We start from the raw sequence: 20,635 nt of genomic DNA, 5'->3' as shown, positions 1-20,635 counted from the left end.
TAACTCACCCTCTATACGGTTCGAGCACCAGGTCGCGATTGACGATCACCCGCACCGGAAATCCCGGACGAATCGTCAAGGTCGGCTGGATGTTGAGATTGCGGCGGACCACCTGCTGGCCCGTCTGGTTCATCGAGTCCGCCGCCCCGCGGCGGAGCGCAGCGATGAGGTCGCTGTTGGTGCCACCCGTATCCGATCCGGAATTCACCTCGGTGCCGACGGCGAGCAGCGTCGAAAGCGCAGCCGCCCCCAACAGCTCCTTCCAATGGTTGTCGACCTCATCCTCAAGCCCAGAGTAGCCCGCGGCATCTGCGCCCGGCTGCCGCTCCAGCACGATCGACCGCCCATTTGGCATGATGAGGCGCGTCCACACCAGGAGCACGCGCGATTGGCCAAATGCGACTTGGCTATCATACGTCCCGATCAACCGGGCTCCTTGCGGGACAAGGCGAGCTCGCCCGGTAGGGGAATCATATACGGCTTCTGTGACTTGGGCCGTGATCTGCCCAGGCAGGTCGGACCGAATCCCCGTGATGAGAGCAGCCGGAATGAGCGTTCCCGCCTGGACCACAAAGGGAGAGACCGGTCTTGCCAGGCGATCGGGACTGGTGGTTCGACGGTCAACGGAAGCACTGACGAACGCAAGTTTTCGATCCTGGCCATTCTGGGCAAATGCTTCGTCGGATGATGGCGCTGCATTTGATGGGGCTTCACTTGTCGATGTGACAGGAGCCTGTGCGCGGACGTTCGTGCTGGCAAACACCTTGCTGGTGCGTGCCGCCTCGCTCTCCTGATTGACGCGCTGCTGTTCGGCGTCAACACCGAGCGGGCTGGACGTCGATGAGCCCTGTGCTGCAACGATCGGCCGGCCAAGATCGCCGGGTAAAGGTGGTCCAAGGCGCGGCACCTCCTTTGGGATCTCAGCATAATCCTTCGGCAAGGTTGCAAGCTGATCGGCGACATTGTGGTGGTCGGTCGCGTAAAGCTCCTCGGCGGCCGGCGTGCGCGATCGCTTCTCCTGCAACGCCCAGAAGACCGCACCAGAGATGAGCACCAGCAAAAGGGCGCTGCCACCCGCAAGCACCTTGCGCGATAGGCGCGTAACTTGCGGCCGATCCGGTCGGAGCCGAAGGGTTTCGGCGATATCTTCCGGCGGCTTAACCCGAGGAGCGTCCTTGGGCGTGTCATTCGGCCGGCCAGTCTCTGTCATAGCGGCCTCCCGTCGGTTCGGACGATCCTGACCTTCTGCTGGTGCTCCTCGCCCAGCCTCAGTTCCGCGGCCGCGAACAGCCGGTCGACGATCAGCACATTGCCGTAAGCGCGATAGTTGACGAGCTCGGTCTTGCCGTCAGGCCCGATCACGAACAGCGGCGGCATCTCGCCCTGGCCGACGCCGGGCGAAAACTCGATGTAGACCTTGCGCCCATCGTCATAGGCATTGACAGGACGCCAGGGTGGGCTGTCTCCCTCGATGGCGTAGCGGTAACGGCGCTGCGCCTGGTCCGGGATGACGGGTGTCGGCGGCAGAGCTCGACCACGCGCAGTCCGATCCTCCGGATAGAACCACGCGACCTGTGGCATGTAGGGCTTTTCGCGGGAGCGGAGTTCGATGAGGTAAGTGCGCCGATCGGTATTGACGACGAGATTGGTCTCGATCGCCGGACGTGTCGGCTTGACCATGATGTGGACGCGTCGCGTGTCGCCGCTGCCGCTTTCAGTGTCGCCGACCACCCAGCGCACGGTATCACCCGCGGCAACTGGTCCCGACCCGATCAGTTGCTCACCGGGCTCCAAGGCGATGTCGGTGATCTGCCCCGGCGCGGCATAGATTTGATAGAGAGCGCCCGGACTGTACGAAAACACCTGCACCGCATTGAAGTAGCCGGCTTTGCGCGGCTGCACGCGTGCCGCGTCATTCGCGGTCTCAATCCGCTCGACGGGCTCTTTGGCTTCCGCGTTCTTGCCGCCGCGCGCCGCCTTCCAGGCCGGTGGGACATGCAGCGGCCGCGGCCGATCGTCGGCAAGCGCCGGCAGATCTGGAGCCGGCGGGACATCGCTATCATAACTGATTTGCGGCGGTTTGAACGTGGTGCAACCGCCAAGGGTGGACACACAAATAACAAGAGCCAAAGCCAGGCTCGGGCGGACCTTCGGTGACGCAATAACGAAACCTGACGGCATTGCTAACCCAGCTCCTTCGACCAGTTGATGGCGTTGACATAGATACCAAGCGGATTCTTGCGGAGGCGATCGAGATCGCGAGGCATTTCCACGATGATCGTGAGGATCGCGCTCCACCGCTCGGTTGCGGCAAGCTGACCGTTGTCGTAGCGGCGTTCGACCCAGGCGAGGCGAAAACTCTCAGGGGACGCACGAATGACGCTCGAGACCTCAATCGCAATTTGCGTCTTGCCGAGCTTGGCGAATGGATCGTTGTTGCGGGCGTAATCATTCAGTGCGGCCGCACCGCGATCGGTTGTAAAGTCGTAGGCGCGGAGCCAATTTTCGCGAAGGACGATGGCGTCCATCGGCAGCCCTCGCACATGCTCGATGAAGCGCGCCAGGTGAAAGGCTACTTGCGGATCGGTCGGTTGATAGCTGGCGTTTGCCGGAGCGACGGCTTTTGCTTCCCCCAATTGATCGACCTGGACCACCCAGGGCGTGATCGTCCCATGCGCCGATTGCCAGACCAGGGTGCCGGCGAAACCAGCGGATAAGAAGAGGCAGCCAAAGGCCATCAGGCGCCAGTTCTTGGCCTGCACGCGCGCAGACCCAATGCGATCATCCCAGATTTGAGCTGCGCGTTGATAGGGGGTGACGGCTTCTGGCGTGCGGCCATAGTGAACGGCCGATCGTTTGAACATTGCTGGACCTTAAGTGACGTGAGAAAACGGAGTTGGTCGATCGGAAGAGTCAGCGGTCATGTTGAGAGAGGTCGACAGATCCGCCGCCCCCGCCGGCATCACCCGAACGGATCGCGTGGGTTGCCGCTGATGCGCCATGGCTGATCGTCTGCGCTCTCTTCATGCGCCGAACCCAAGCAGGCGCACTGTCGGGAGGTCTCGAGGCGTCCCCTTCTCCCTTACCCGCGTCGCTCGCCGCTCCACCAAGCCCAGCTGCGACCGAGCGCAAGGGACTAGCAGCCTTGGACGCGCTCGCCTCGGAGCCGGACTGACTCCCCGCCCGAAACACGCTCATGGTGCCGCTTGCAATCGCACTTCCACCTCGTAGCGAGCCTCCAATCGCGCCGCCGGCGAGACCGGCAGCGCCGGCCGCAAGGCCAGCGCCAGCCGCGACGACTCCACCGGCGGCAAGTCCCGTCCCAACTGCGCTGCCTGCGCCGAGCTGGGGACCTCCGGAGACGATGCCGTTGGCAATCCCGGGTCCGAAAATGCCGAGGCCCAACAAGGCGAGAGCGCCGAGCACCAGCGCCATCGCGTTCTCGATGGTCGGCTGGTTGCCGCCGAAACCTGCCGTGAACTGCGAGAATAAGGTCGATCCAATGCCGACGATGACGGCGAGGACCAAAACCTTGACGCCGGAGGAGATGACGTTGCCCAGCACCCGTTCGGCCGCAAAGGCGGTCTTGCCGAACAGACCGAACGGGATCAGGACAAAACCTGCAAGCGTCGTCAGCTTGAACTCAATCAGCGTGACGAAGAGCTGGATCGCGAGAATAAAGAAGGCCAGCAGCACCACGATCCAGGCGAACAGCAGGACCGCGATCTGGACGAAATTCTCAAAAAAGCTGACATAGCCCATCAGCCCCGAGATCGAGTCCAGGATCGGGCGGCCGGCATCGAGCCCCACCTGCGCGATGCGGCCTGGCCGCAAAAAATCGGCCGATGACAGACTCGTGCCCGAGGCTTTGAGGCCAAGACCAGCAAAGCTCTCGAAGACGATGCGGGCGAGGCTGCTCCAGCTGCCGATCAGATAGGCAAAGACACCGACAAACAAGGTTTTCTTGACGAGCCGGGCAACAATATCTTCATCAGTCCCCCAGGACCAGAACAGCCCCGCGAGCGTGAGGTCGATTGCAGCTAACGTGGTCGCCAGATAGCCGACTTCGCCCCCGACCAGGCCGAATCCGGAATCGATATAGCGGGTGAAGGTTTCCAGGAACTGGTCGATGACAGAGGTGCCGCCCATCGTTCACTCGCTTTGGCTTGGAATGGAGGGTGAGAGGGACGGGAGGCGGCTTTCGTCCTTGCGCGGCGGCGCGGAGGAAAATGGCGCGGCGCCTACCCCGCTATCACCGTCTACCGATCCGCTTTTCCCCAAGAACTGGCTGCGCCGTTCCGCCCAGATCCTCTCGCATTCGAGCAGAGCCTCTCTCTGCTCGTAGGTGACGGTGCGGCATTGCTCGAGCTTTGCCGCCGTCGGATCGGGCTTCGCGGCGGGCGAGGCGGAAGATTGGGTCCCGCTATCGTCGCCGCGCAGGCGAACGGCGCAGGCGGCGACGACCAGGACCGTGAGGCTAACTGCCACCGCCATCGGCAGCCGTTCGAATCTGTTCTTCATCATCAGTGGAACATCTGCACGGTTGTCGGTTGATAGCCCTGACCTTGGGTCAGAAAGCGCCGCAGCTGCTCCCTCCCCTGATCCTGGGCACTTGCTCTTTGCGCGGCTTCGAGCGTTTGTGCGCGCCCCTGCGCGGTCACGGTCGCGGTGAGATCAGCAAGCTGCTGCGCTTGAAGCGCAAGGAGCTGGTTGCCGGCCTGATTTGCCTGCAGAGCACCTGACGCGCCCTGGCTCGCCGTGACCAACGCCGACATCTGGGTGCGGTTGGTATCGAGGTTACCGACGACGGTTGCCTGCACTCGCATGGCGTCTTGCAGGCCGGCGACTGCGTTCTGCCAACGTGTCTGGGCGTTGGCGACGAGGAGCCCATTGGACATACTCGCGGATGCCGGCGCATAAGTTGTTGAGAACGCGCGATCGATCTGCTGGACGTCGTAGGCAATGCGCTGCGCTTGACTGAGCAGCTGGTGCGTGCGCTGAATCGATTGCTCGAGCTGCTGCAGGGAGGAATACGGCAGGCTCGCCAGGTTCTTTGCCTGATTGATCAACATCTGCGCTTCGTTTTGCAGCGAGGTGATCTGGTTGTTGATCTGCTGTAGCTCGCGCGCGGCCGTCAGCACATTTTGCACGTAGTTGTTGGGATCGAACACGATCCACTGTGCCTTCCCTTCGCGGGGCCCTTGGGTCAGGCTAATTGCGATGATACTTGCTGCCAGAAGCGGACGGAGACGTTTCATGACAAGCCTCCTTCCTTTGCGAGCTGCGGAATGAGATTGCAGGCCCAGCCGAGGTCGCGCGCCCGAAGCCAGCCGGTGACGAACTCGTCTCGTCCGTGCTCGGCTAGCACCCGCTCGATGAGGGCCTGATCGGTCTTGGACGACGCGGCCACAAAGGCGAGCGCGATCTCGCCAAGTCCAAGCTCGAACAGGCGGTTGCCCCGGCGCGACTGGCAGTAGTAGTCGCGCTTGGGCGTCGCGCGAGCGAGGATCTCGATCTGCCGGTCATTCAGTCCAAAGCGCCGGTAGACGCCTAAGATTTGCGGCTCGATCGCGCGGTCATTGGGAAGAAGGATCCGGGTCGGACAGCTCTCGATGATGGCGGGCGCAATTGCGGAGCCGTCGATATCGGCCAGCGACTGGGTTGCAAACACGACGGAGGCGTTCTTCTTGCGCAGCGTCTTCAGCCATTCGCGGAGCTTGCCGGCAAAATCGGCATCGTCGAGCGCAAGCCAGCCCTCATCGATGATGAGCAGAGTCGGACGGCCGTCGAAGCGATCCTCAATCCGGTGGAACAAATAGGAGAGAACCGCCGGCGCGACACCGGTCCCGATCAACCCGTCGGTCTCAAACACCTGGACGGAGCCCTGTCCCAGCCGCTCGCCTTCCGCATCCAGCAGCCGCTCAAACGGACCGCCGAGGCAATAGGGTTGCAGCGCGCGCTTCAAGGCATTGGATTGCAGAAGAATGGACAAGCCAGTCAGCGTCCGCTCCCGAACTGGCGCCGAGGCGAGCGAGGTCAAGGCCGACCAGACATGATCCTTTGTCTCGGGCGTGACCTCGATGCGCTCGCGCGTAAGGATCGATGCAATCCGATCGGCTGCCCAGCCCCGCTCACCGATATCCTCGATATGCGCAAGCGGCTGAAGGGCGACGAACTCTGATGATTCACCGCCGATCGCGCCACCGAGATCATGCCAGTCGCCACCCATGGCGATCGCCGCCGCGCGGATCGACCCACCGAAATCAAAGGCAAAGATCTGCGCTTGCGGATATCGCCGGAACTGCAGCGCCATCAGCGCGAGCAGCACCGATTTCCCGGCGCCGGTCGGTCCAACGATCAGAGTGTGTCCGACATCGCCGACATGGAGCGAGAAGCGAAAAGGGGTCGATCCTTCCGTCTTGCCGAAGAACAATGGAGGCGCCTTGAAATGATGGTCCCTCACCTCTCCCGCCCAGACCGCAGAGAGCGGGATCATGTGGGCGAGATTTAGCGTCGACACCGGCGGCTGGCGCACGTTTGCATAGACCTGTCCCGGCAGGCTGCCGAGCCAGGCCTCAACGGCATTCACTGTCTCGGTCATGGAGGTAAAGTCCCGGCCCTGGATCACCTTTTCAACGAGGCGTAGCTTTTCGTCCGCCGCGAGCGGATCCCGGTCCCAGACCGTGACGGTTGCCGTCACAAAGGCCTCTCCAATTTGATCCGAGCCGAGCTCCTGGAGCGCGTGATCTGCATCCAAAGCCTTGTTGTGGGCATCGGTGTCCAGAAGCGTGGACGCCTCGTTCGTCATCACCTCCTTCAGGATCGCGGCAATCGACTTGCGCTTGGCAAACCATTGCCGCCTGATCCTGGTCAGGAGCTTTAGAGCATCCGTCTTGTCGAGCATGATCGCCCGCGTCGACCAGCGGTACGGGAATGCGAGGCGGTTGAGATCATCGAGGATCCCGGGCGTCGTCGCGCTCGGAAACCCGACAACCGTCAGGACACGCACATGCGCGTCACCCAGCATCGGCTCAAGCCCGCCTGTCAGCGGCTGATCGGCAAGCAGCGCATCGAGATACATCGGGATTTCCGGCACCCGAACACGATGCCGCTTGGTCGACACCGTCGAGTGCAGGTAGGTGAGCGTTGCCTCGTCATCGAGCCAGCCGCATTCCGGCATAAAGCCCTCGACGAGCTGCAGCACGCGGTTGGTTCTGTCGACGAAGCCACTCAGCACCTCGCGCGCATCCGCTCCCGCGCTGCGACGGCTGCCCTCGTACAGGAGACGCTCTGCCACAGCTGCACTCTCTGCAGGCGGCAGATAAAGGAAGGTTAGGTAGTAGCTCGATTCATAATGGCTGCCGGCCTCCTCGAATTGCGCTTTGCGCTCCGCATCCACCAAGGCGGATGCGACATCCGGGAATGTGTCGGGCGGATAGCGCCCTGCCGAATGCCGTTGCGCCTCGACGAAAACCGCCCAGCCCGATCCGAGACGCCGGAGCGCATTGTTCAGGCGGCTTGCGACCGCAACAAGCTCAGCCGGCACGGAACTGTCGAGATCCGGCCCCCTGAACCGCGCCGTCCGCTGAAGCGAGCCGTCCTTGTTCAATACAATTCCGTCGTCGACCAGAGCAGCCCAGGGCAGGAAATCAGCAAGGCGCGTGTTTGAATGGCGGTATTCGGCAAGATTCATCATGGGACTACTCTCAAGCGCTGAGATGACCGGGAACACGAACGTGCCGGCGCACGACTTCGACGAATTCCGGATCGCGTTTTGCGGCCCAGACCGCGGCCATGTGGCCGATGAAGGCCAGCAGAAGGCCGGCCAGCCACAAGCGCAGACCGAGGCCGAGTGCTGCGGCCAATGTGCCGTTGACAATGGCAACCGATCGCGGTGCTCCGCCCATCAAGATCGGCTCGGTCAGCGCACGGTGGACAGGGGCGACAAAGCCCGGGACTGCCTCATCCATCAGATCACCACCCCGCCGCCGAACGAGAAGAACGACAGGAAGAAGCTCGAGGCGGCAAATGCGATCGACAGACCGAACACGATCTGGATCAGCCGCCGGAAGCCGCCCGACGTGTCGCCGAATGCGAGCGAGAGGCCTGTCACGATGATGATGATGACCGCGATGATCTTGGCCACGGGTCCTTCGACCGATTGCAGGATCTGATTGAGCGGCTGCTCCCAGGGCATGTTCGAGCCGGCGGCCCAGGCCGGCACGCTGGCCAGGTACAGACAAGCGAATGCCGCAACCGATGTGAGACTTCGCCCGAGAGAGGATGGTGCGTTCATGATTGATCTCCGATTTTCGACAGGCTGTAGTCGCCTGATGGTCCAAGCCCGGTGACAGAAGCGAGTTCGCTCAAACGCCGTTCGGCACCACGGCCAGAGAGCACGGCGATGACGTTGATGGTCTCGGCAATCAGCGCGCGCGGGACCGTGACGACGGCCTCCTGGATGAGCTGCTCGAGCCGGCGGAGCGCGCCAAGCGCGGTGCCGGCGTGGATCGTGCCGATTCCGCCCGGATGTCCCGTCCCCCAGGCCTTGAGCAGGTCGAGCGCCTCGGCCCCGCGCACCTCGCCGACCGGGATACGATCAGGGCGCAGGCGAAGTGACGAGCGCACAAGTTCGGACAGCGAGACGACACCATCCTTGGTCCGCAGCGCCACGAGGTTCGGCGCCGTGCACTGAAGCTCCCGCGTATCTTCAATGAGAACGACGCGATCCGAACCTTTGGCCACCTCCGCCAGAAGCGCGTTCGTCAGCGTCGTCTTGCCGGTTGAGGTGCCGCCGGCGACCAGGATGTTCTTTCGCGCGGCAACCGCATCACGAAGCGCGTTCGCCTGCGCCGAGTCCATGATGCCGGCAGCGACATAGTCGTCCAGGCCGAAGACAGCGACCGCCGGTTTGCGGATCGCGAAGGCGGGCGCGGCAACCACCGGCGGCAGCAGGCCTTCGAAGCGTTCCCCGGTCTCTGGCAGCTCAGCCGAGATTCGGGGCGAGCCGGCATGAACCTCAGCGCCCACATAGTGCGCGACGAGCCGGACAATTCGCTCGCCGTCGGCAGCCGACAGACTCTCGCCGGTATCGGTAAGGCCGCTCGACAGCCGATCGATCCATAGCCGGCCATCAGGGTTCAGCATCACCTCAACGATCGACGGATCTTCCAGAAAGCCCGCGATGGCAGGCCCCAGCGCGGTGCGGAGCATGCGCGCTCCGCGCAACTCGGCTTCCGAATCAAATGAATGGATCGCCACGACTGCCCCCCAATTGAGTGAGGCAGCTAGCGTCTAGCCACCTCACATGAGGACAACTAGAAAAAGCAGAACCAGCGCGAAAGCAACAATGAGACCATGTCAATCGTAGTCTGGCGTAGAAGAAGAAAGATTAGGGACGATCGCTTTTGACGCACCGAACATCATCACCCGGGACATCTGCCCAGCGACAGGCCGGCTTCACCACTCCGCATGATCGTCCGCTTCCAGGATGGCGAGCTCGGCTGGTCGAATAACGGCCTCAACCGAATTCCAGCCTCCCGCCGGTTGACGTGTGACCGAAGTGCCAACCGTCCGTTTCCGGCGCTCGAGCCACGGGACGGCGGCGAACCAGACCAGCGCTGCCACCTGTAGCAAAACGTTCACACCGAACGCGGTCTGATAGGCCGTTAAAGGATAGTGCCCCGCCTCCAGAGGCCATTGCTCCAGAATCAGGCCCGTCCCGTACTGCACGACGAAAGCCCAGCCAAACTGCAGGACATTCAGACCGCCATTGGCGCGCGCAACCAGTTCGGCCGGGAAATAATCCGCTATCATGGCGTAGGCCAGAGCAGTCGCTGATCCGGCCACCGACACTACGCACCACGGCAAGAGTGATGGCCAGGGCGGATGCAGGACCAGCACAAGCTCCGCCACAATCAACATCGCCGCGACCAAACCAAACAGGGCCTCGATCTTCTTAGCCCGGCGGCGCACCCAGTTGGCAAGGACGCCCAAGACCACAGCGCCGAGACTCAGGGCGACCGCCATCACGAATAGTTCGTTGACGAGTGTCATTCGATCCAGCCGCTCCACGTCGGAAAGCCAGGGCGCCGCCCATAAGGATTGCAGTGCCCAAGCGGACCCGACGCAGGTCGCCGATAAGGGCGCCATTCTCCAGAACCGCGCATCCGAATAGACGGTTTTCAGAGTGGCGGGCGTCCTGGAGCGCTGTGGCCCGGTGGTTCGTTCGGGAACCACGAGATAGATCAAGATGGCAGCAAGCGCGCTTGCGGCGGCCAGCACGCCGAATAGACCCCGCCATCCGATCCAGTCCAGGAGCGCCTCCGCAGGTGCTGTTGCAGTGACGGCGCCCAATGAGCCCAGCATAATCATGTAGCCATTGATGAGCGCCATGCGTTCTCTTGGAAACCAGAGGACAATGATTTTCAGCCCGGACATCAGGGCTGCTGCACTCCCCAGTCCGACAATCGCGCGAGCAAAAAGAAGCGACAGGAATCCCGTCGATAGCCCAAAGAGCGCGGCCCCCCCTGCAGCAACAGCCAAGAGCACGCTCTGGACGCGGCGCGGCCCAAAGCGATCAAGCAACATGCCGACCGGAATCTGGGCCGCCATAACCACCAGGAAATAGATTGACGTGAGCAGTCCGACATCGGCAGCGCCAAGCCCGAGATCAGAGGCGAGGCGCCCAGCAATGAGCGTATTGATGGTCCGGAACAGGTAGGAAAGGTAGTACCCGGCCGCGAAGGGAAGAAACACGCACGCGATGAGCCGCCAGAAGGGACAAGACTCAGCGCGCTTTGCGGCCGATGTTTTCGCGCTCGTTCGCTTCGGCGCGTTTCTGCCGGGCTGCTTAATCGCCTCAACAAAAGGAGTTCGGAAGGTTTCGAAAGTTTGGATTGCTGCCGCCCTCCTCGGCGGCAGCGCTCGGCTCGGAGCTCCCATCCGCTGCGACTGCGGACAGACCTTCCTTTCTCGGCTGTTCTTCTGCCGCGCCTTGTGACGCGCCGCCATGAGCTTCACCGGCAGGTCGACTGCGCCTGCCCAGCTGATCGATCGTCTCCTGGATCAATGGCTGACCGAGCCGTACCCGCCGTTCGACCTGTTCCGCCAATACCTTGAAACGCTGCTGCCCGAGCAGGCACGCCTCCCGCTGCCCGGATGGCAGCATGGGCGGCGTCACGGTGAGGTGATAGCGCGCATGCAGGGCTACCGTCTCGCCGATGATCGCGATCTCGCGCTCGAGCCTGGCCATCTGGCCAATTATCCGGACCAGAGCCTCATCAACGAGCCCCTCGATGGGTGGTGCAGGATTCAGGAATCGTTCAAGCGCCGCCTCGACGACCATGCTCTTGCCGAGTCCCGGGCGTTCGGTCGCAACTTCAAGCCGCTGAAACATGCTCTCGGAGAGCTGAACGGTGACCTTCTTGGTTCGCTCTCCTTCGTTCGGGCTCGGCTGCGCATCGCTGTCGGATTGATTCACGATCGAGCTGGGCTGGCCTCCAGGCTCTCCATCGACTTGCATTTCTGTCACTCCCCGATTGGCGACCGCGACCTGCCCGCGCACCCCGGTACGCGCGGCGTCGATTTCGGAATCGAAACGGCTGAATCGCCCCCAGCGATGATGGACTTGACACAAGGGCCAATCGGAACGTCGCTTCAACCGCACCGACATCTGTGTCGTAGTCTGGCGTAGCCAAAGAAAGACAAGGCGGTCTCAAGAAGAGCTGGATCTGTCAGTCTGTGTCATTCGCGGGCAGCTAACGGCCTGTTGGGGGGCCCCGGAGCTTTGAGTGGCGCGCCCATCGTTTGCGGGCTTCATGGCGTGCTGCCGATTTGCGGGTCGGCTTATCTGACCCAGCGCCGCATACTGCCACAAGCTGCCAGCGCGCATTTGAGGCGCGCGTACTGATTACTCGGGCGTCTCAGAGGCGTGCATGTCGATGCTCACCTCTTTCAGGACCGTGGATCCGCTTGCGAGCCGCCGTCCGAGCGCCTCAACAAAGCGATCGTAACGTTCCGCGCCCTTGGCGCGCGCGGCGGGCGTCGAATGCTCGGGGAGCGCGGGCGTTGAGGTCAGCCAGAAGCGGATGAAGAGCGCGATGGTCTCAAGCGTGATGCCATCATTGCGCTCCAGGCGTTCGAGCACGCGCGCGATGCGGTCCAGACGCTTGGCGATCGTCGCCTCGCGCCGATCGGAATCATCCGGAGAAAGAAAGGCGGAGATCGCGGCCTCGGCGACCAGGGACTTGGGCTGCCCCCGGCGTTGTGCGAAGGTCTCAAGGGTTTTGAAGGTTTCCGGATCGAGATAGATACTGAGCTGAATCTTTTTCACGCTGCCCCGCTCACAGATCCATCCCATCGTCCGTGTCGAGGGTCACGGTCCGCGCGACGCCCTGCATGGAGCGGCTCAGAGCTTGTGCCTGGACGGCATCGGCATCGCCTTCATCGAGATCGGCGTCGAACTCATGTTCGCCGAGCGGCGCCTTGATCTCGATCTCCTCATGTTCCGGCAATTCCGGCTCGCGACGCAAACCACCGTTCGCCTGGTCGCTCCTGCGCTTGCGTCTGGTCAGTAGCTCGACGGATGGCGGAATTGGAGCGCCGGCCGACCAGTCATCCGGTCCTGCGGGCAAGGTACGCGGTTCGAAGCGCGGCGGCTTCAACACACGTCGCTGGAACTGCGGATCCTCATAGTAGCGGACTTTGGTGGCGCGCACCGGGTGCACCCCGGAAATCATCACGATCGCGTCTTTAGGCGAGAGTTGCATGACCTCGCCTGGCGTCAGCAGCGGCCGCGAGGTCTCCTGACGGCTGACCATGAGGTGTCCAAGCCACGGGCTCAATCGGTGCCCGGCATAGTTCTTCATGGCGCGCAATTCGGTCGCGGTTCCGAGCGCGTCGGATACGCGCTTGGCGGTACGCTCATCATTGGTCGAGAAGGCGATCCGGACGTGGCAATTGTCGAGGATGGCATGGTTCGGCCCATAAGCGCGTTCGAGCTGATTGAGGCTCTGGGTGATCAGAAAGCTGCGGATGCCGTAGCCTGCCATGAAGGCGAGCTGGCTCTCGAAGAAGTCGAGCCGGCCGAGTGCTGCAAACTCATCGAGCATGAGAAGGAGCTTCCGCCGGCGCCGGTCTGGATCAAGGCTTTCGGTCAACCGCCGCCCGATCTGGTTGAGGATGAGCCGCATCAAAGGTTTGGTACGAACGATGTCGGATGGAGGCACGACGAGATAGAGTGAGACGGGCTCGGCGCCGTCGACGAGATCGCAGATCCGCCAATCGCTTCGCGCGGTGATCTTGGCAACCACCGGATCGCGATAGAGTCCCAGGAAGCTCATCGCGGTCGAGAGCACGCCGGAGCGCTCGTTCTCGCTCTTGTTGAGAAGCTCGCGCGCGGCCGAGGCGACAACGGGATGAGCGCTACCTCCAAGATGCGGGGTTGCGAGCATTGCGTTGAGCGTAGCGTCGATCGGGCGGGAGGGATCGGACAGGAAATTGGCGACGCCTGCGAGGGTCTTGTCGCCCTCGGCGTACAGGACATGCAGGATTGCGCCGACCAGGAGAGAGTGGCTGGTCTTTTCCCAGTGGTTGCGGCGTTCGAGTGCCCCTTCGGGGTCAACAAGGATATCGGCGATATTTTGGGCATCTCGCACCTCGCAATCACCACGACGGATCTCGAGAAGTGGGTTGTAGGCGGCGCTGGCCGGATTGGTCGGGTCGAATAAGAGCACTGGCCCAAATCGCGCGCGCCAGCCGGAAGTCAACTGGAAGTTCTCGCCCTTGATGTCATGAACGATGGTGGAGGCCGGCCAGGTCAGAAGGGTCGGTATGACGAGGCCCACGCCCTTGCCCGAGCGCGTCGGAGCAAAGCAGAGCACATGCTCCGGTCCGTCATGCCGTAGATAACGCCCCTCAAAACGTCCGAGCACGACGCCATCAGGCCCCAAGAGTCCCGCGCGCCTAACCTCGCGCGAGTCGGCCCAGCGCGCTGAGCCGTAGGTGGTGACGTCCCTCGCCTCATGGGCCCGGAACACCGAGAGCATCATTGCCAGCGCGATTGCCGCAATTCCTCCGCTTGCGGCGATGGCGCCGCCCTCAAGGAAGATCATGGGCGCGTAAGCATCGAACTTGAACCACCAGGCGAAGAAGGCAGCCGGCTGATAGATCGGCCAACCCCCGAGACTGAACCAGGCGGGTCCAAGCTGCGGCTGGAAGGCGAGCCGCCAAGCCGTCCATTCGGTCGCCGCCCACAGAAAGGCGAGCACGACCAGACAGACCAGGATAACCTGATGCCAAATGATCTTTGTCGCGGACATTGTGGAGATCTGGACGGCATCCATGAGCTGAGCGCAACCACAGCGCAGGGATGTCGCAGTCCCGCGCACAAAACTGTAGCGTTCGGCGGGTCGGGGTGAAACGTGTTCGGAGCTGCCCTCTGGGCGAGCGACTGGGAGGACACAAGCCAGGAGCCAAGATGCGTGATCGAGCGATTAGAGTCTGCAAGAACGTCATTGTGTTTGCACGATGCCCAGACCTGGACCGCCGCGATGATACGGGGCTTCCTGCGTTACCTGCATGGCAAGGGCTATCGGGGTGGGCATTTGGCGCCAGCGGCCTCGACCGGGACGAACGCCGAGATGGCTCGTTGGTCGTGGCCCCGGGCCGCGTGGCGCGCACAACGCGCCGCAGAATTAGCGTGTCAAAGTGAAAGGCCGCTCTTGCCTCAGCTCGCGATCGCCATCTCTGCACGATCGTTTGTCGATCTTGGTGTCCTCGCTGGATGCGACGACGGCTCTCACTCTGGCGGAGGAGAAGCAGCGGCTCCAGCCGACGTTCCTGGTGCGTGCTTTGTGCTCCAGCAGGAGTTCCAAAAATGGCCTGCATCTTGCTTCGACGATCGCAGATGAAACCGGACTTGTGAAGGCGACCACCCAACCCAAAGCGCATGACTTGCAGCACGGAGACAAATGGAATGAACGATGCAATGGCCAATCTTTTTTTTGGCCGCGGCGAGCGAAGGCGAGGTGGTAACCCGGTTCGGGATAAAAATCTGAATCGTCTTGCTGCCAAGGAGCGCGCGTTGAGGAAAGGCTGGATCGTGCTCAAGCGGAAGGTGAGAGATCCGGCTTGTGGTGGGCAGGTCGAGGTCTTCCGCGTGACCGACGCCGGCAGATCGCGCATGGAGGAGCTTGGTGCTCGCAATGGTGCCGTCGAGCGCTTCAAAGTGATGCTAAACTGAGCCATTGGCCGCCAGATCACCGATCGCCGCAGAGATCGACGGATCAAATCGAAAGTCCGCGCTTCCGACCAAAGCTCCAGTCCACCCCTCCGGGACCAGCAATACCGTTCACCTGGCGACCCAGTTCGTGCTCTAGCTTGGGTACCCAGGGCACGAGCTGAAAGCCGAGGCCGTTGTCGATCATGGCAAAGCGGCCCGAGGCAAGCGATAACCTCCGGCGATAGATTCCCGAAATAGATTCGCCTGCCTCCGCAGGCAAGTGCGCCAGCCCCGTCTCGGAGGCCAAACGCCGGCCTACCCCCTCGAGTTCGCGGCGGCGGAGTGTCTCGATCAAGTTGCGGCCGAGCGTCACCTTGTCTCCCGCCCGGCGTGCCAGCCCCTGTTCTGCCAGCACGTCGATGCGCCGATCAAGCGCATGCCGCACATCTGCACCAAAACCGGCGCGCGAGAAATCGGCAGACTGGCGCGCCACAAGCTGCCGGTCGAGCCACGTCGCGCCTTCCGCTGCGACCTGCTGGTCAATGGCGAGTTCGGAGCGTACCGCGAGCGCGATCCGTGTTCGGCCACGCGCGTCCTCGAACCGCCGGAGCTCCACAATCCCACCGATCGGCCCATCGCCGGCCGCCTCGATCTCCGACAGCTTCAGGTGATGCACGCGACCGTCGACACCGTCGATGATGGCAAACGCTGAGCCCTTCAGCTCGTCATCGTGGCCGCGTGCGAGGAGACGGCCGACAATGGGCTCGCCGTGGCGTTCGGCTTCGAGCGCCCAGGATGATGGTGGGCGCGCGGCGCCGTCTTTCGCGAGGCTCTTGTGAAGCCGCTTGATGATATCGCCGCGCTCGCCCAGGTTACGCAAACGCGGTTCCACGTCCCCGGGGAGTACCCAGCGTGCAGGCCCCGCAGGCTCCGCCAAGCCGAGCCGCTCAAGTGTCCGCAACCGCCCGATCCGAATCTCCCGTAACGGGTCACCCCCGGCATCCCGGCCTGGCCTCAAATCAATCACTCCGTCCGCCGCGCCAGCTTCCCGAGCCAGCGCCCGGTCAAGCCTGGTCCAGCGTTCGGCCGTCACCTCCGCTTCGAGGACTTGGCGGACCTCGAGCTCCGATCGCGGGCCAAGCTCGCGCGTGACGAGATCGCCAGCGCGGGCGCGCAAGCCGGTTGCGATATAGTCGCGGCTGATGACGAGGTCTTCTCCATCATCGGCCCGGCCGCGCACGAGAATATGGATGTGCGGATGCTCGGTGTTCCAATGATCGACCGCAACCCAATCAAGGCCAGTACCGAGGTCGCGAGAGGCCTGATCCATGAGCTCACGCGTGAAGCTGCGCAAACTGGCGAGTTCGCCCGCATCGTCGGGCGAGACGATGAACCGGAAGTGATGCCGGTCGCCCTCGCAGCGCTCGGCGAACGTGCGGCCATCGGCGTCATCGCCCGCCGCGTCAAAGAGCCTGCCCGGTGTCCCATCGCGGGTGACCCCGTCGCGCTGGAGATAACCGATATGCGCGCGCAGCGCGCCCGGCGAACGCATCCGACGCACGACCCGCGCCTTGACCATGGCGGTTCGTGCGCGGTTGTTGAGGAGCCGCGTCGCTGCAAGGCTCGCTGCGCGACCGCGCCCAAACCTGCTGCCACCGCCGCGGCTGCCCCGCGAGAGACCGCCGGCCTTCTGAGCAGCCTTGAGCGCCTGCGCCAAGAACGGCTTTGTCCGGGGCGCGCGCGTCGAACGGATGCGGCCTGGGCGGATGCGGAAATCGTCGTTGCCGGTCATCTTGCCCGCCGGAACGTGTCGAAAACCGAGTGATAACGGGGAGTTGCCGCAAATCGCAAGTTGCGTCGCCCATTCCCAATGTTTTGGGGGTCATTGAAATCGATGCAGTTTCGCCCAGAACCGACCGGCCGCACCTTGCGGCTTTTATCCTGCCCTCCCCGGTCGCTCACTCCCGGCTCTCTGCCGACCCCTCTCGACGTTGCGACCAGCTTCGACATCATGCGAGGAAATGCGATTGCGATCATCGGGACCGCACCTCGTCTGATCGCCGCACAAACAGCCCCGTCGCACGAGGGACGAGTGCAGTCTTACCCGCCTTAGGCGCTGCTTTCGACGACTTCATTGTGCGGACGCTAGATGCCGAGTTGCCGTCAGGGGATAAGCTCTCGGACCGCTCAACAAGGACTGGCGCTTGCTGCCACGCGGTGAAGCGTCTGGCACCCGAACCGCTGCTGTTGCGCCGCTAAATGCCGATCAATGGTGCGAGTCTAGCGATGTAGATTCGTGTTTCATCCGGAAGCGGTCGACCAGTGGCCAGGTGCTCCTCGTACCGTTTTGGTCCCGCATTGTAGGCCGCGAGAAACCCTCCCGATCCGAAACGATCGAGCATCTCGCGAAGGTACGCTGCCCCAGCCATAATGTTGTCGTGAGGATCAAACGGATCGATACCGAGTTCGTAACGAACGCTCAGCTCGACCCAGGTCGCGGGCATGATTTGCATCAACCCGAGCGCTCCCCGAGGCGATATGGCCTGCGCATTCCCGCCGCTTTCGCCCTGCATGACAGCACGAATCCAACGCTCCGGGATCGCGAACCGATGCGAGGCTTCGGTCGCGAACGCGGCGTATGCAAGGCTAGGAAGCAGGTTTGAGGAGCGCGCAGCTTGTGCGCGCGATCCAGCCTCCGCTCTGCTGGCCGATGGCGCCGCGAACGTCATGAGAATTCCCAGAGAGCAAGCAGCGGCTCCCGATAGCAATGTGCGGGCAGCCGCCAAGGACAAAGCCCTTCCCGGCCGGCCCTGAGGCAGCGCGAGACTGCCGCGAGGCGCGCCGATTGCCGGCAATTTGGCCGGGATGAAGCAATGATGTTCCGATCGGCCGATTAGAGAAACCGCAAGCCAGTGGAGCAAATCCGGCATATGTCAGTCCTCCCTGGTCCACACCGGTACCGCTTGCCCGATGACGGCCGATGTCGGGAGCGGTCCGAAATATCGGCCGTCAAAGGACTCCGCCGACTGCCAGTTCATGAGAAAGACCTCGTCCTCAGCGACGACCCGGCAACCCTGCCAGGCCGGCAACGGCCTGCCACGGCGGTCGCGCTCGCGTGCCTGGCCCATTTCGATCCCGTCGACGACGATTGTGAGTCCCGTTCTGCAGACGGTTTGTCCGGGCAAGGCCAGCACGCGCTTGAGCATCGGAAGGCCGCTCGGCAAATAGCCATTGAAGTCGAGGAAGCTCGCAAGCGGCTCTGGTGGCCGGACAGCCACGAGCTCAGTGATGCGCAAACGTGCGGTCCCTTGCAAACGGTAGAGGCCGATCGGCACACTTTCGGAAGCGTTCCAGATGTACGACAGTGAGGTGTCGGTGACCGGCCAAAGCGCGAGCGTTGTGGCCCCACACATTGCAAGGACGATCCTTAGCAGCCGCATCAGAACACCATCCTGCGCCGGCGGAGCCACGCCTGGTGGCGCGCACGCGTATAAGGTCGTGGCGTTTCGTTGACGGAAAGCCGGTTGTGGACGTGATGCCAATACTCGGGGGCTGCATCGGCAGGATCGATGCCGAGTGACTCCACGGCGTCGATCAACTGAAGAACGCGCTCGACCTTTCGCCAGCCAGCTAGCCGCAGCAGGCTTTCGCCGCCGGGGCTGACCCAAGGCACGGTCGAATACCGCTGCCCCGGCGTGATCACGCGCAGAATGTCGATGCGAGACAGGATGGTTCCGAAGTCATTGGACGTCCAGCGCACGAACGCAAAGATGCTGCCCGGGACAAAGGAGAGAATGCGCCTGTGATGGTCAATGACCTTTTCCGATACAGGCTTGCCGAACCGGATTCGGTTCTCGATCCGCTTCTCGAGCCACAAGAGTTCAACAGTTGTGAGGTCGCTCACCTGGCAACTCCATAGTCATGAGAGGAATCTTGGACATGCCAACGGGTGCGCCGTCGCCAGCGCATCGACATCAGAGCCTTTGTTTCGGCAGAATGGTCGTGATGAAGCGTCGATGATCGGCGTTGTCGAAGCGATGCAGCGCTCCTGCTGCCGCCAAGGATCGCCGCCGAGTGGCTCCAATTCGTTACAAGGAATCCAAAGGATTCCAGGTTAACCGGGGTAGTGGCCGATGCCCCCTCGCCGGCCGTGCTGCTGCGAAGATGCTCCGCAACGACCCGCGAACGGAACGCGCGGTGCGTTCCGGCTGTGGACGTTGGAGGCGAATGATGGAATTCTATGCTGGTCTTGATGTGTCGCTGGAGGCGACCAACATTTGTGCGGTGGATGGCGATAGCAACGTCGGCAGGGAGGCGAAGCTCGAGACCGATCCGGATGCGATCGAGCTGCTCCTGGCCGAATGGGGCATTCACTTGAAACGTGTCGATCTCGGGGCCTTCTCCTCCAGCGCCTGGCTGTTCACGGCGCTTGCCGACAAGGGCCTGCCCGTGATCTGCATCGAGACCCGGCACGCCAAGGCGGCGCTGAACGCGATACTGAACAAGACCCACCGCAACGACGCCGAAGGCGTTACGCAGATGATGCGGGCCGGCTGGTTCCGCGCGGTTCTTGTCAAGTCGGAGAGCGCACAGACGTTGCGGGCGCTGCTGGTCGGGCGCAAGACGATGCGCGGCAAAATGCTGGATATGGAGAACATGATCCGCGGCCTGTTGTGCCCGCTCGGCCTCAAAGTCGGCGAGATCTCGGTCGGCCGTTTTGACGCGCGGGTGCGCGATCTCGTGGCCGGGAAGAAGGAATTGGAAGCGATCGTCGCGCCGCTGTTGGACGCCCGCAATGCGATGCGGCTGCAGTTGGCAAAACTGTACCGCATGGTCCTGACGGCGGCGCGCAGCGACAGCGCCGGGCGACGGATGATGATCGGGCCCGGTGTCGGCGCGCTCGTGGCGCTGACGTTTCGCGCGACCATTGATAATCCGGCGCGATTCAAGAAGTCGACCAATGTCGGCGCCCATTTCGGGCTGACGCCACGGCGCTATCAGTCGGGCCAGGCCGACCGGATCGGCAGCATCTCCAAATGCAGCGATGAGCTGACGCGGGCGATGCCGCACGAGGCTGCGATTGCGATCCTCACGCGCATTCCAAAGAATTTTAAGCTGCGGCTGTGGGGCCTGCGGCTGGCCAGGAAGAAGGGTCTGAAGCGCGCGGCGACGGCAGTGGCCGTGCTGCTGCACAAGATCGGGATCGGTGGCTCGACCTCCCAGTTTGGCGCCAGCGGCAAGCGCGGCCGGGTCGCTGCGGCGGCTTAAGGGCCTCCTCGACCCGGCCGCTTCCACGCGCGCCTTCGCGTTCCGCCACGTCGGAGCGGCGTCTCCCGAGGGGACGGGGATGTCGGCTAGATCGCGACCTTTCTGAGCGGCGGCTTCATGCACACCTTTGAATCTATCAAGCAC

At 62.9% G+C, this 20,635-nt stretch carries 20 protein-coding genes; 3 read left to right on the top strand and 17 right to left on the bottom strand.

All coding sequences use genetic code 11. The features are described 5' to 3' along the window. Positions 1-4: 4 nt before the first annotated feature. From ABIB91_RS37235 to ABIB91_RS37185, 11 genes are all read right to left on the bottom strand, one after another. Positions 5-1,210: a TraB/TrbI/VirB10 family type IV secretion system protein gene (locus ABIB91_RS37235; protein ID WP_354171833.1), complete on the bottom strand. Its 1,206-nt coding sequence runs from the start codon at positions 1,208-1,210 to the stop codon at positions 5-7. Then, positions 1,207-2,181, bottom strand: a complete 975-nt coding sequence (gene trbG, locus ABIB91_RS37230) for a P-type conjugative transfer protein TrbG (protein ID WP_354171835.1) — start codon at positions 2,179-2,181, stop codon at positions 1,207-1,209. Before trbG ends, ABIB91_RS37235 begins: the two co-directional genes overlap by 4 nt. 2 nt (positions 2,182-2,183) lie before the next feature. Next, positions 2,184-2,864 carry a conjugal transfer protein TrbF gene (gene trbF, locus ABIB91_RS37225; RefSeq protein WP_354171837.1) on the bottom strand — a complete coding sequence of 227 codons (681 nt, stop codon included), beginning with the start codon at positions 2,862-2,864 and terminating at the stop codon, positions 2,184-2,186. 49 nt (positions 2,865-2,913) lie between these two features. Continuing rightward, complete coding sequence (trbL, locus tag ABIB91_RS37220; protein WP_354171839.1) at positions 2,914-4,149, bottom strand: P-type conjugative transfer protein TrbL; 1,236 nt, start codon at positions 4,147-4,149, stop codon at positions 2,914-2,916. Between the two features lie 3 nt (positions 4,150-4,152). Continuing rightward, positions 4,153-4,524 (bottom strand): putative entry exclusion protein TrbK-alt, encoded by a 372-nt coding sequence (gene trbK-alt / locus ABIB91_RS37215; RefSeq protein WP_354236440.1) that lies wholly within the window; start codon positions 4,522-4,524, stop codon positions 4,153-4,155. Further along, positions 4,524-5,258 carry a P-type conjugative transfer protein TrbJ gene (gene trbJ, locus ABIB91_RS37210; protein ID WP_354171846.1) on the bottom strand — a complete coding sequence of 245 codons (735 nt, stop codon included), beginning with the start codon at positions 5,256-5,258 and terminating at the stop codon, positions 4,524-4,526. The genes trbK-alt and trbJ overlap by 1 nt, the downstream gene beginning before the upstream one ends. After that, positions 5,255-7,696 (bottom strand): conjugal transfer protein TrbE, encoded by a 2,442-nt coding sequence (gene trbE / locus ABIB91_RS37205; RefSeq protein WP_354171848.1) that lies wholly within the window; start codon positions 7,694-7,696, stop codon positions 5,255-5,257. The genes trbJ and trbE overlap by 4 nt, the downstream gene beginning before the upstream one ends. A 10-nt stretch (positions 7,697-7,706) precedes the next feature. Beyond that, positions 7,707-7,970, bottom strand: a complete 264-nt coding sequence (locus ABIB91_RS37200) for a VirB3 family type IV secretion system protein (RefSeq protein WP_354128290.1) — start codon at positions 7,968-7,970, stop codon at positions 7,707-7,709. Beyond that, complete coding sequence (locus ABIB91_RS37195) at positions 7,970-8,296, bottom strand: TrbC/VirB2 family type IV secretion system protein (RefSeq protein WP_354128289.1); 327 nt, start codon at positions 8,294-8,296, stop codon at positions 7,970-7,972. The genes ABIB91_RS37200 and ABIB91_RS37195 overlap by 1 nt, the downstream gene beginning before the upstream one ends. After that, positions 8,293-9,213, bottom strand: a complete 921-nt coding sequence (trbB, locus tag ABIB91_RS37190; RefSeq protein ID WP_354128288.1) for a P-type conjugative transfer ATPase TrbB — start codon at positions 9,211-9,213, stop codon at positions 8,293-8,295. The genes ABIB91_RS37195 and trbB overlap by 4 nt, the downstream gene beginning before the upstream one ends. A gap of 246 nt (positions 9,214-9,459) precedes the next feature. Next, positions 9,460-11,013, bottom strand: a complete 1,554-nt coding sequence (locus tag ABIB91_RS37185; RefSeq protein ID WP_354171851.1) for an MFS transporter — start codon at positions 11,011-11,013, stop codon at positions 9,460-9,462. On the opposite strand from ABIB91_RS37185, the gene ABIB91_RS37180 reads away from it, so the two are divergent. Continuing rightward, complete coding sequence (locus ABIB91_RS37180) at positions 11,012-11,695, top strand: hypothetical protein (protein ID WP_354171853.1); 684 nt, start codon at positions 11,012-11,014, stop codon at positions 11,693-11,695. The two genes, ABIB91_RS37185 and ABIB91_RS37180, sit on opposite strands and share 2 nt — an antisense overlap. Positions 11,696-11,911: 216 nt before the next feature. Here the strand turns inward: ABIB91_RS37180 and ABIB91_RS37175 are convergent, their stop codons facing one another. Further along, entirely contained in the window at positions 11,912-12,334 is a 423-nt protein-coding gene (locus ABIB91_RS37175; protein WP_280095887.1) for a CopG family transcriptional regulator, read from the bottom strand. Positions 12,335-12,344: 10 nt separating this feature from the next. Further along, a complete protein-coding gene (locus tag ABIB91_RS37170) occupies positions 12,345-14,321 on the bottom strand; it encodes a conjugal transfer protein TraG (RefSeq protein ID WP_354171855.1) in 1,977 nt (658 codons plus the stop codon). 656 nt (positions 14,322-14,977) lie between these two features. On the opposite strand from ABIB91_RS37170, the gene ABIB91_RS37165 reads away from it, so the two are divergent. Beyond that, positions 14,978-15,244, top strand: a complete 267-nt coding sequence (locus tag ABIB91_RS37165) for a hypothetical protein (RefSeq protein ID WP_354171857.1) — start codon at positions 14,978-14,980, stop codon at positions 15,242-15,244. 43 nt (positions 15,245-15,287) lie between these two features. On the opposite strand, the gene ABIB91_RS37160 is transcribed toward ABIB91_RS37165, so the two are convergent. The 4 genes from ABIB91_RS37160 to ABIB91_RS37145 all read right to left on the bottom strand — a co-directional run bounded on the left by ABIB91_RS37160 (position 15,288) and on the right by ABIB91_RS37145 (position 19,127). Further along, positions 15,288-17,015 carry a relaxase/mobilization nuclease domain-containing protein gene (locus ABIB91_RS37160; protein ID WP_354171859.1) on the bottom strand — a complete coding sequence of 576 codons (1,728 nt, stop codon included), beginning with the start codon at positions 17,013-17,015 and terminating at the stop codon, positions 15,288-15,290. A gap of 463 nt (positions 17,016-17,478) precedes the next feature. Beyond that, entirely contained in the window at positions 17,479-17,952 is a 474-nt protein-coding gene (locus tag ABIB91_RS41840; protein WP_502917069.1) for a lytic transglycosylase domain-containing protein, read from the bottom strand. 204 nt (positions 17,953-18,156) lie between these two features. Beyond that, complete coding sequence (locus ABIB91_RS37150) at positions 18,157-18,663, bottom strand: S26 family signal peptidase (protein ID WP_354128394.1); 507 nt, start codon at positions 18,661-18,663, stop codon at positions 18,157-18,159. Then, on the bottom strand, positions 18,663-19,127 hold the full coding sequence (locus ABIB91_RS37145) for a DUF2840 domain-containing protein (protein ID WP_354128281.1): 465 nt from the start codon (positions 19,125-19,127) through the stop codon (positions 18,663-18,665). Before ABIB91_RS37145 ends, ABIB91_RS37150 begins: the two co-directional genes overlap by 1 nt. Positions 19,128-19,453: 326 nt before the next feature. Between ABIB91_RS37145 and ABIB91_RS37140 the strand changes: the two genes are divergently transcribed. Then, entirely contained in the window at positions 19,454-20,491 is a 1,038-nt protein-coding gene (locus tag ABIB91_RS37140; protein WP_354171861.1) for an IS110 family RNA-guided transposase, read from the top strand. Positions 20,492-20,635 lie beyond the last annotated feature (144 nt).

The sequence above is a fragment of the Bradyrhizobium sp. JR4.3 genome (genome assembly GCF_040547695.1).
Lineage (GTDB): Bacteria > Pseudomonadota > Alphaproteobacteria > Rhizobiales > Xanthobacteraceae > Bradyrhizobium > Bradyrhizobium canariense.
This window is presented reverse-complemented; position numbering and strand designations above follow the sequence as displayed.

Bases quoted from the DNA above. Each gene is read 5' to 3' on its own strand.
- ABIB91_RS37235 (WP_354171833.1), bottom strand. From the start codon at position 1,210: ATGACAGAGACTGGCCGGCCGAATGACACGCCCAAGGACGCTCCTCGG.
- trbG (WP_354171835.1), bottom strand. From the start codon at position 2,181: ATGCCGTCAGGTTTCGTTATTGCGTCACCGAAGGTCCGCCCGAGCCTG.
- trbF (WP_354171837.1), bottom strand. From the start codon at position 2,864: ATGTTCAAACGATCGGCCGTTCACTATGGCCGCACGCCAGAAGCCGTC.
- trbL (WP_354171839.1), bottom strand. From the start codon at position 4,149: ATGGGCGGCACCTCTGTCATCGACCAGTTCCTGGAAACCTTCACCCGC.
- trbK-alt (WP_354236440.1), bottom strand. From the start codon at position 4,524: ATGATGAAGAACAGATTCGAACGGCTGCCGATGGCGGTGGCAGTTAGC.
- trbJ (WP_354171846.1), bottom strand. From the start codon at position 5,258: ATGAAACGTCTCCGTCCGCTTCTGGCAGCAAGTATCATCGCAATTAGC.
- trbE (WP_354171848.1), bottom strand. From the start codon at position 7,696: ATGATGAATCTTGCCGAATACCGCCATTCAAACACGCGCCTTGCTGAT.
- ABIB91_RS37200 (WP_354128290.1), bottom strand. From the start codon at position 7,970: ATGGATGAGGCAGTCCCGGGCTTTGTCGCCCCTGTCCACCGTGCGCTG.
- ABIB91_RS37195 (WP_354128289.1), bottom strand. From the start codon at position 8,296: ATGAACGCACCATCCTCTCTCGGGCGAAGTCTCACATCGGTTGCGGCA.
- trbB (WP_354128288.1), bottom strand. From the start codon at position 9,213: ATGCTCCGCACCGCGCTGGGGCCTGCCATCGCGGGCTTTCTGGAAGAT.
- ABIB91_RS37180 (WP_354171853.1), top strand. From the start codon at position 11,012: ATGAGCTTCACCGGCAGGTCGACTGCGCCTGCCCAGCTGATCGATCGT.
- ABIB91_RS37185 (WP_354171851.1), bottom strand. From the start codon at position 11,013: ATGGCGGCGCGTCACAAGGCGCGGCAGAAGAACAGCCGAGAAAGGAAG.
- ABIB91_RS37170 (WP_354171855.1), bottom strand. From the start codon at position 14,321: ATGTCCGCGACAAAGATCATTTGGCATCAGGTTATCCTGGTCTGTCTG.
- ABIB91_RS37165 (WP_354171857.1), top strand. From the start codon at position 14,978: ATGAACGATGCAATGGCCAATCTTTTTTTTGGCCGCGGCGAGCGAAGG.
- ABIB91_RS37160 (WP_354171859.1), bottom strand. From the start codon at position 17,015: ATGACCGGCAACGACGATTTCCGCATCCGCCCAGGCCGCATCCGTTCG.
- ABIB91_RS41840 (WP_502917069.1), bottom strand. From the start codon at position 17,952: ATGACGTTCGCGGCGCCATCGGCCAGCAGAGCGGAGGCTGGATCGCGC.
- ABIB91_RS37150 (WP_354128394.1), bottom strand. From the start codon at position 18,663: ATGCGGCTGCTAAGGATCGTCCTTGCAATGTGTGGGGCCACAACGCTC.
- ABIB91_RS37140 (WP_354171861.1), top strand. From the start codon at position 19,454: ATGGAATTCTATGCTGGTCTTGATGTGTCGCTGGAGGCGACCAACATT.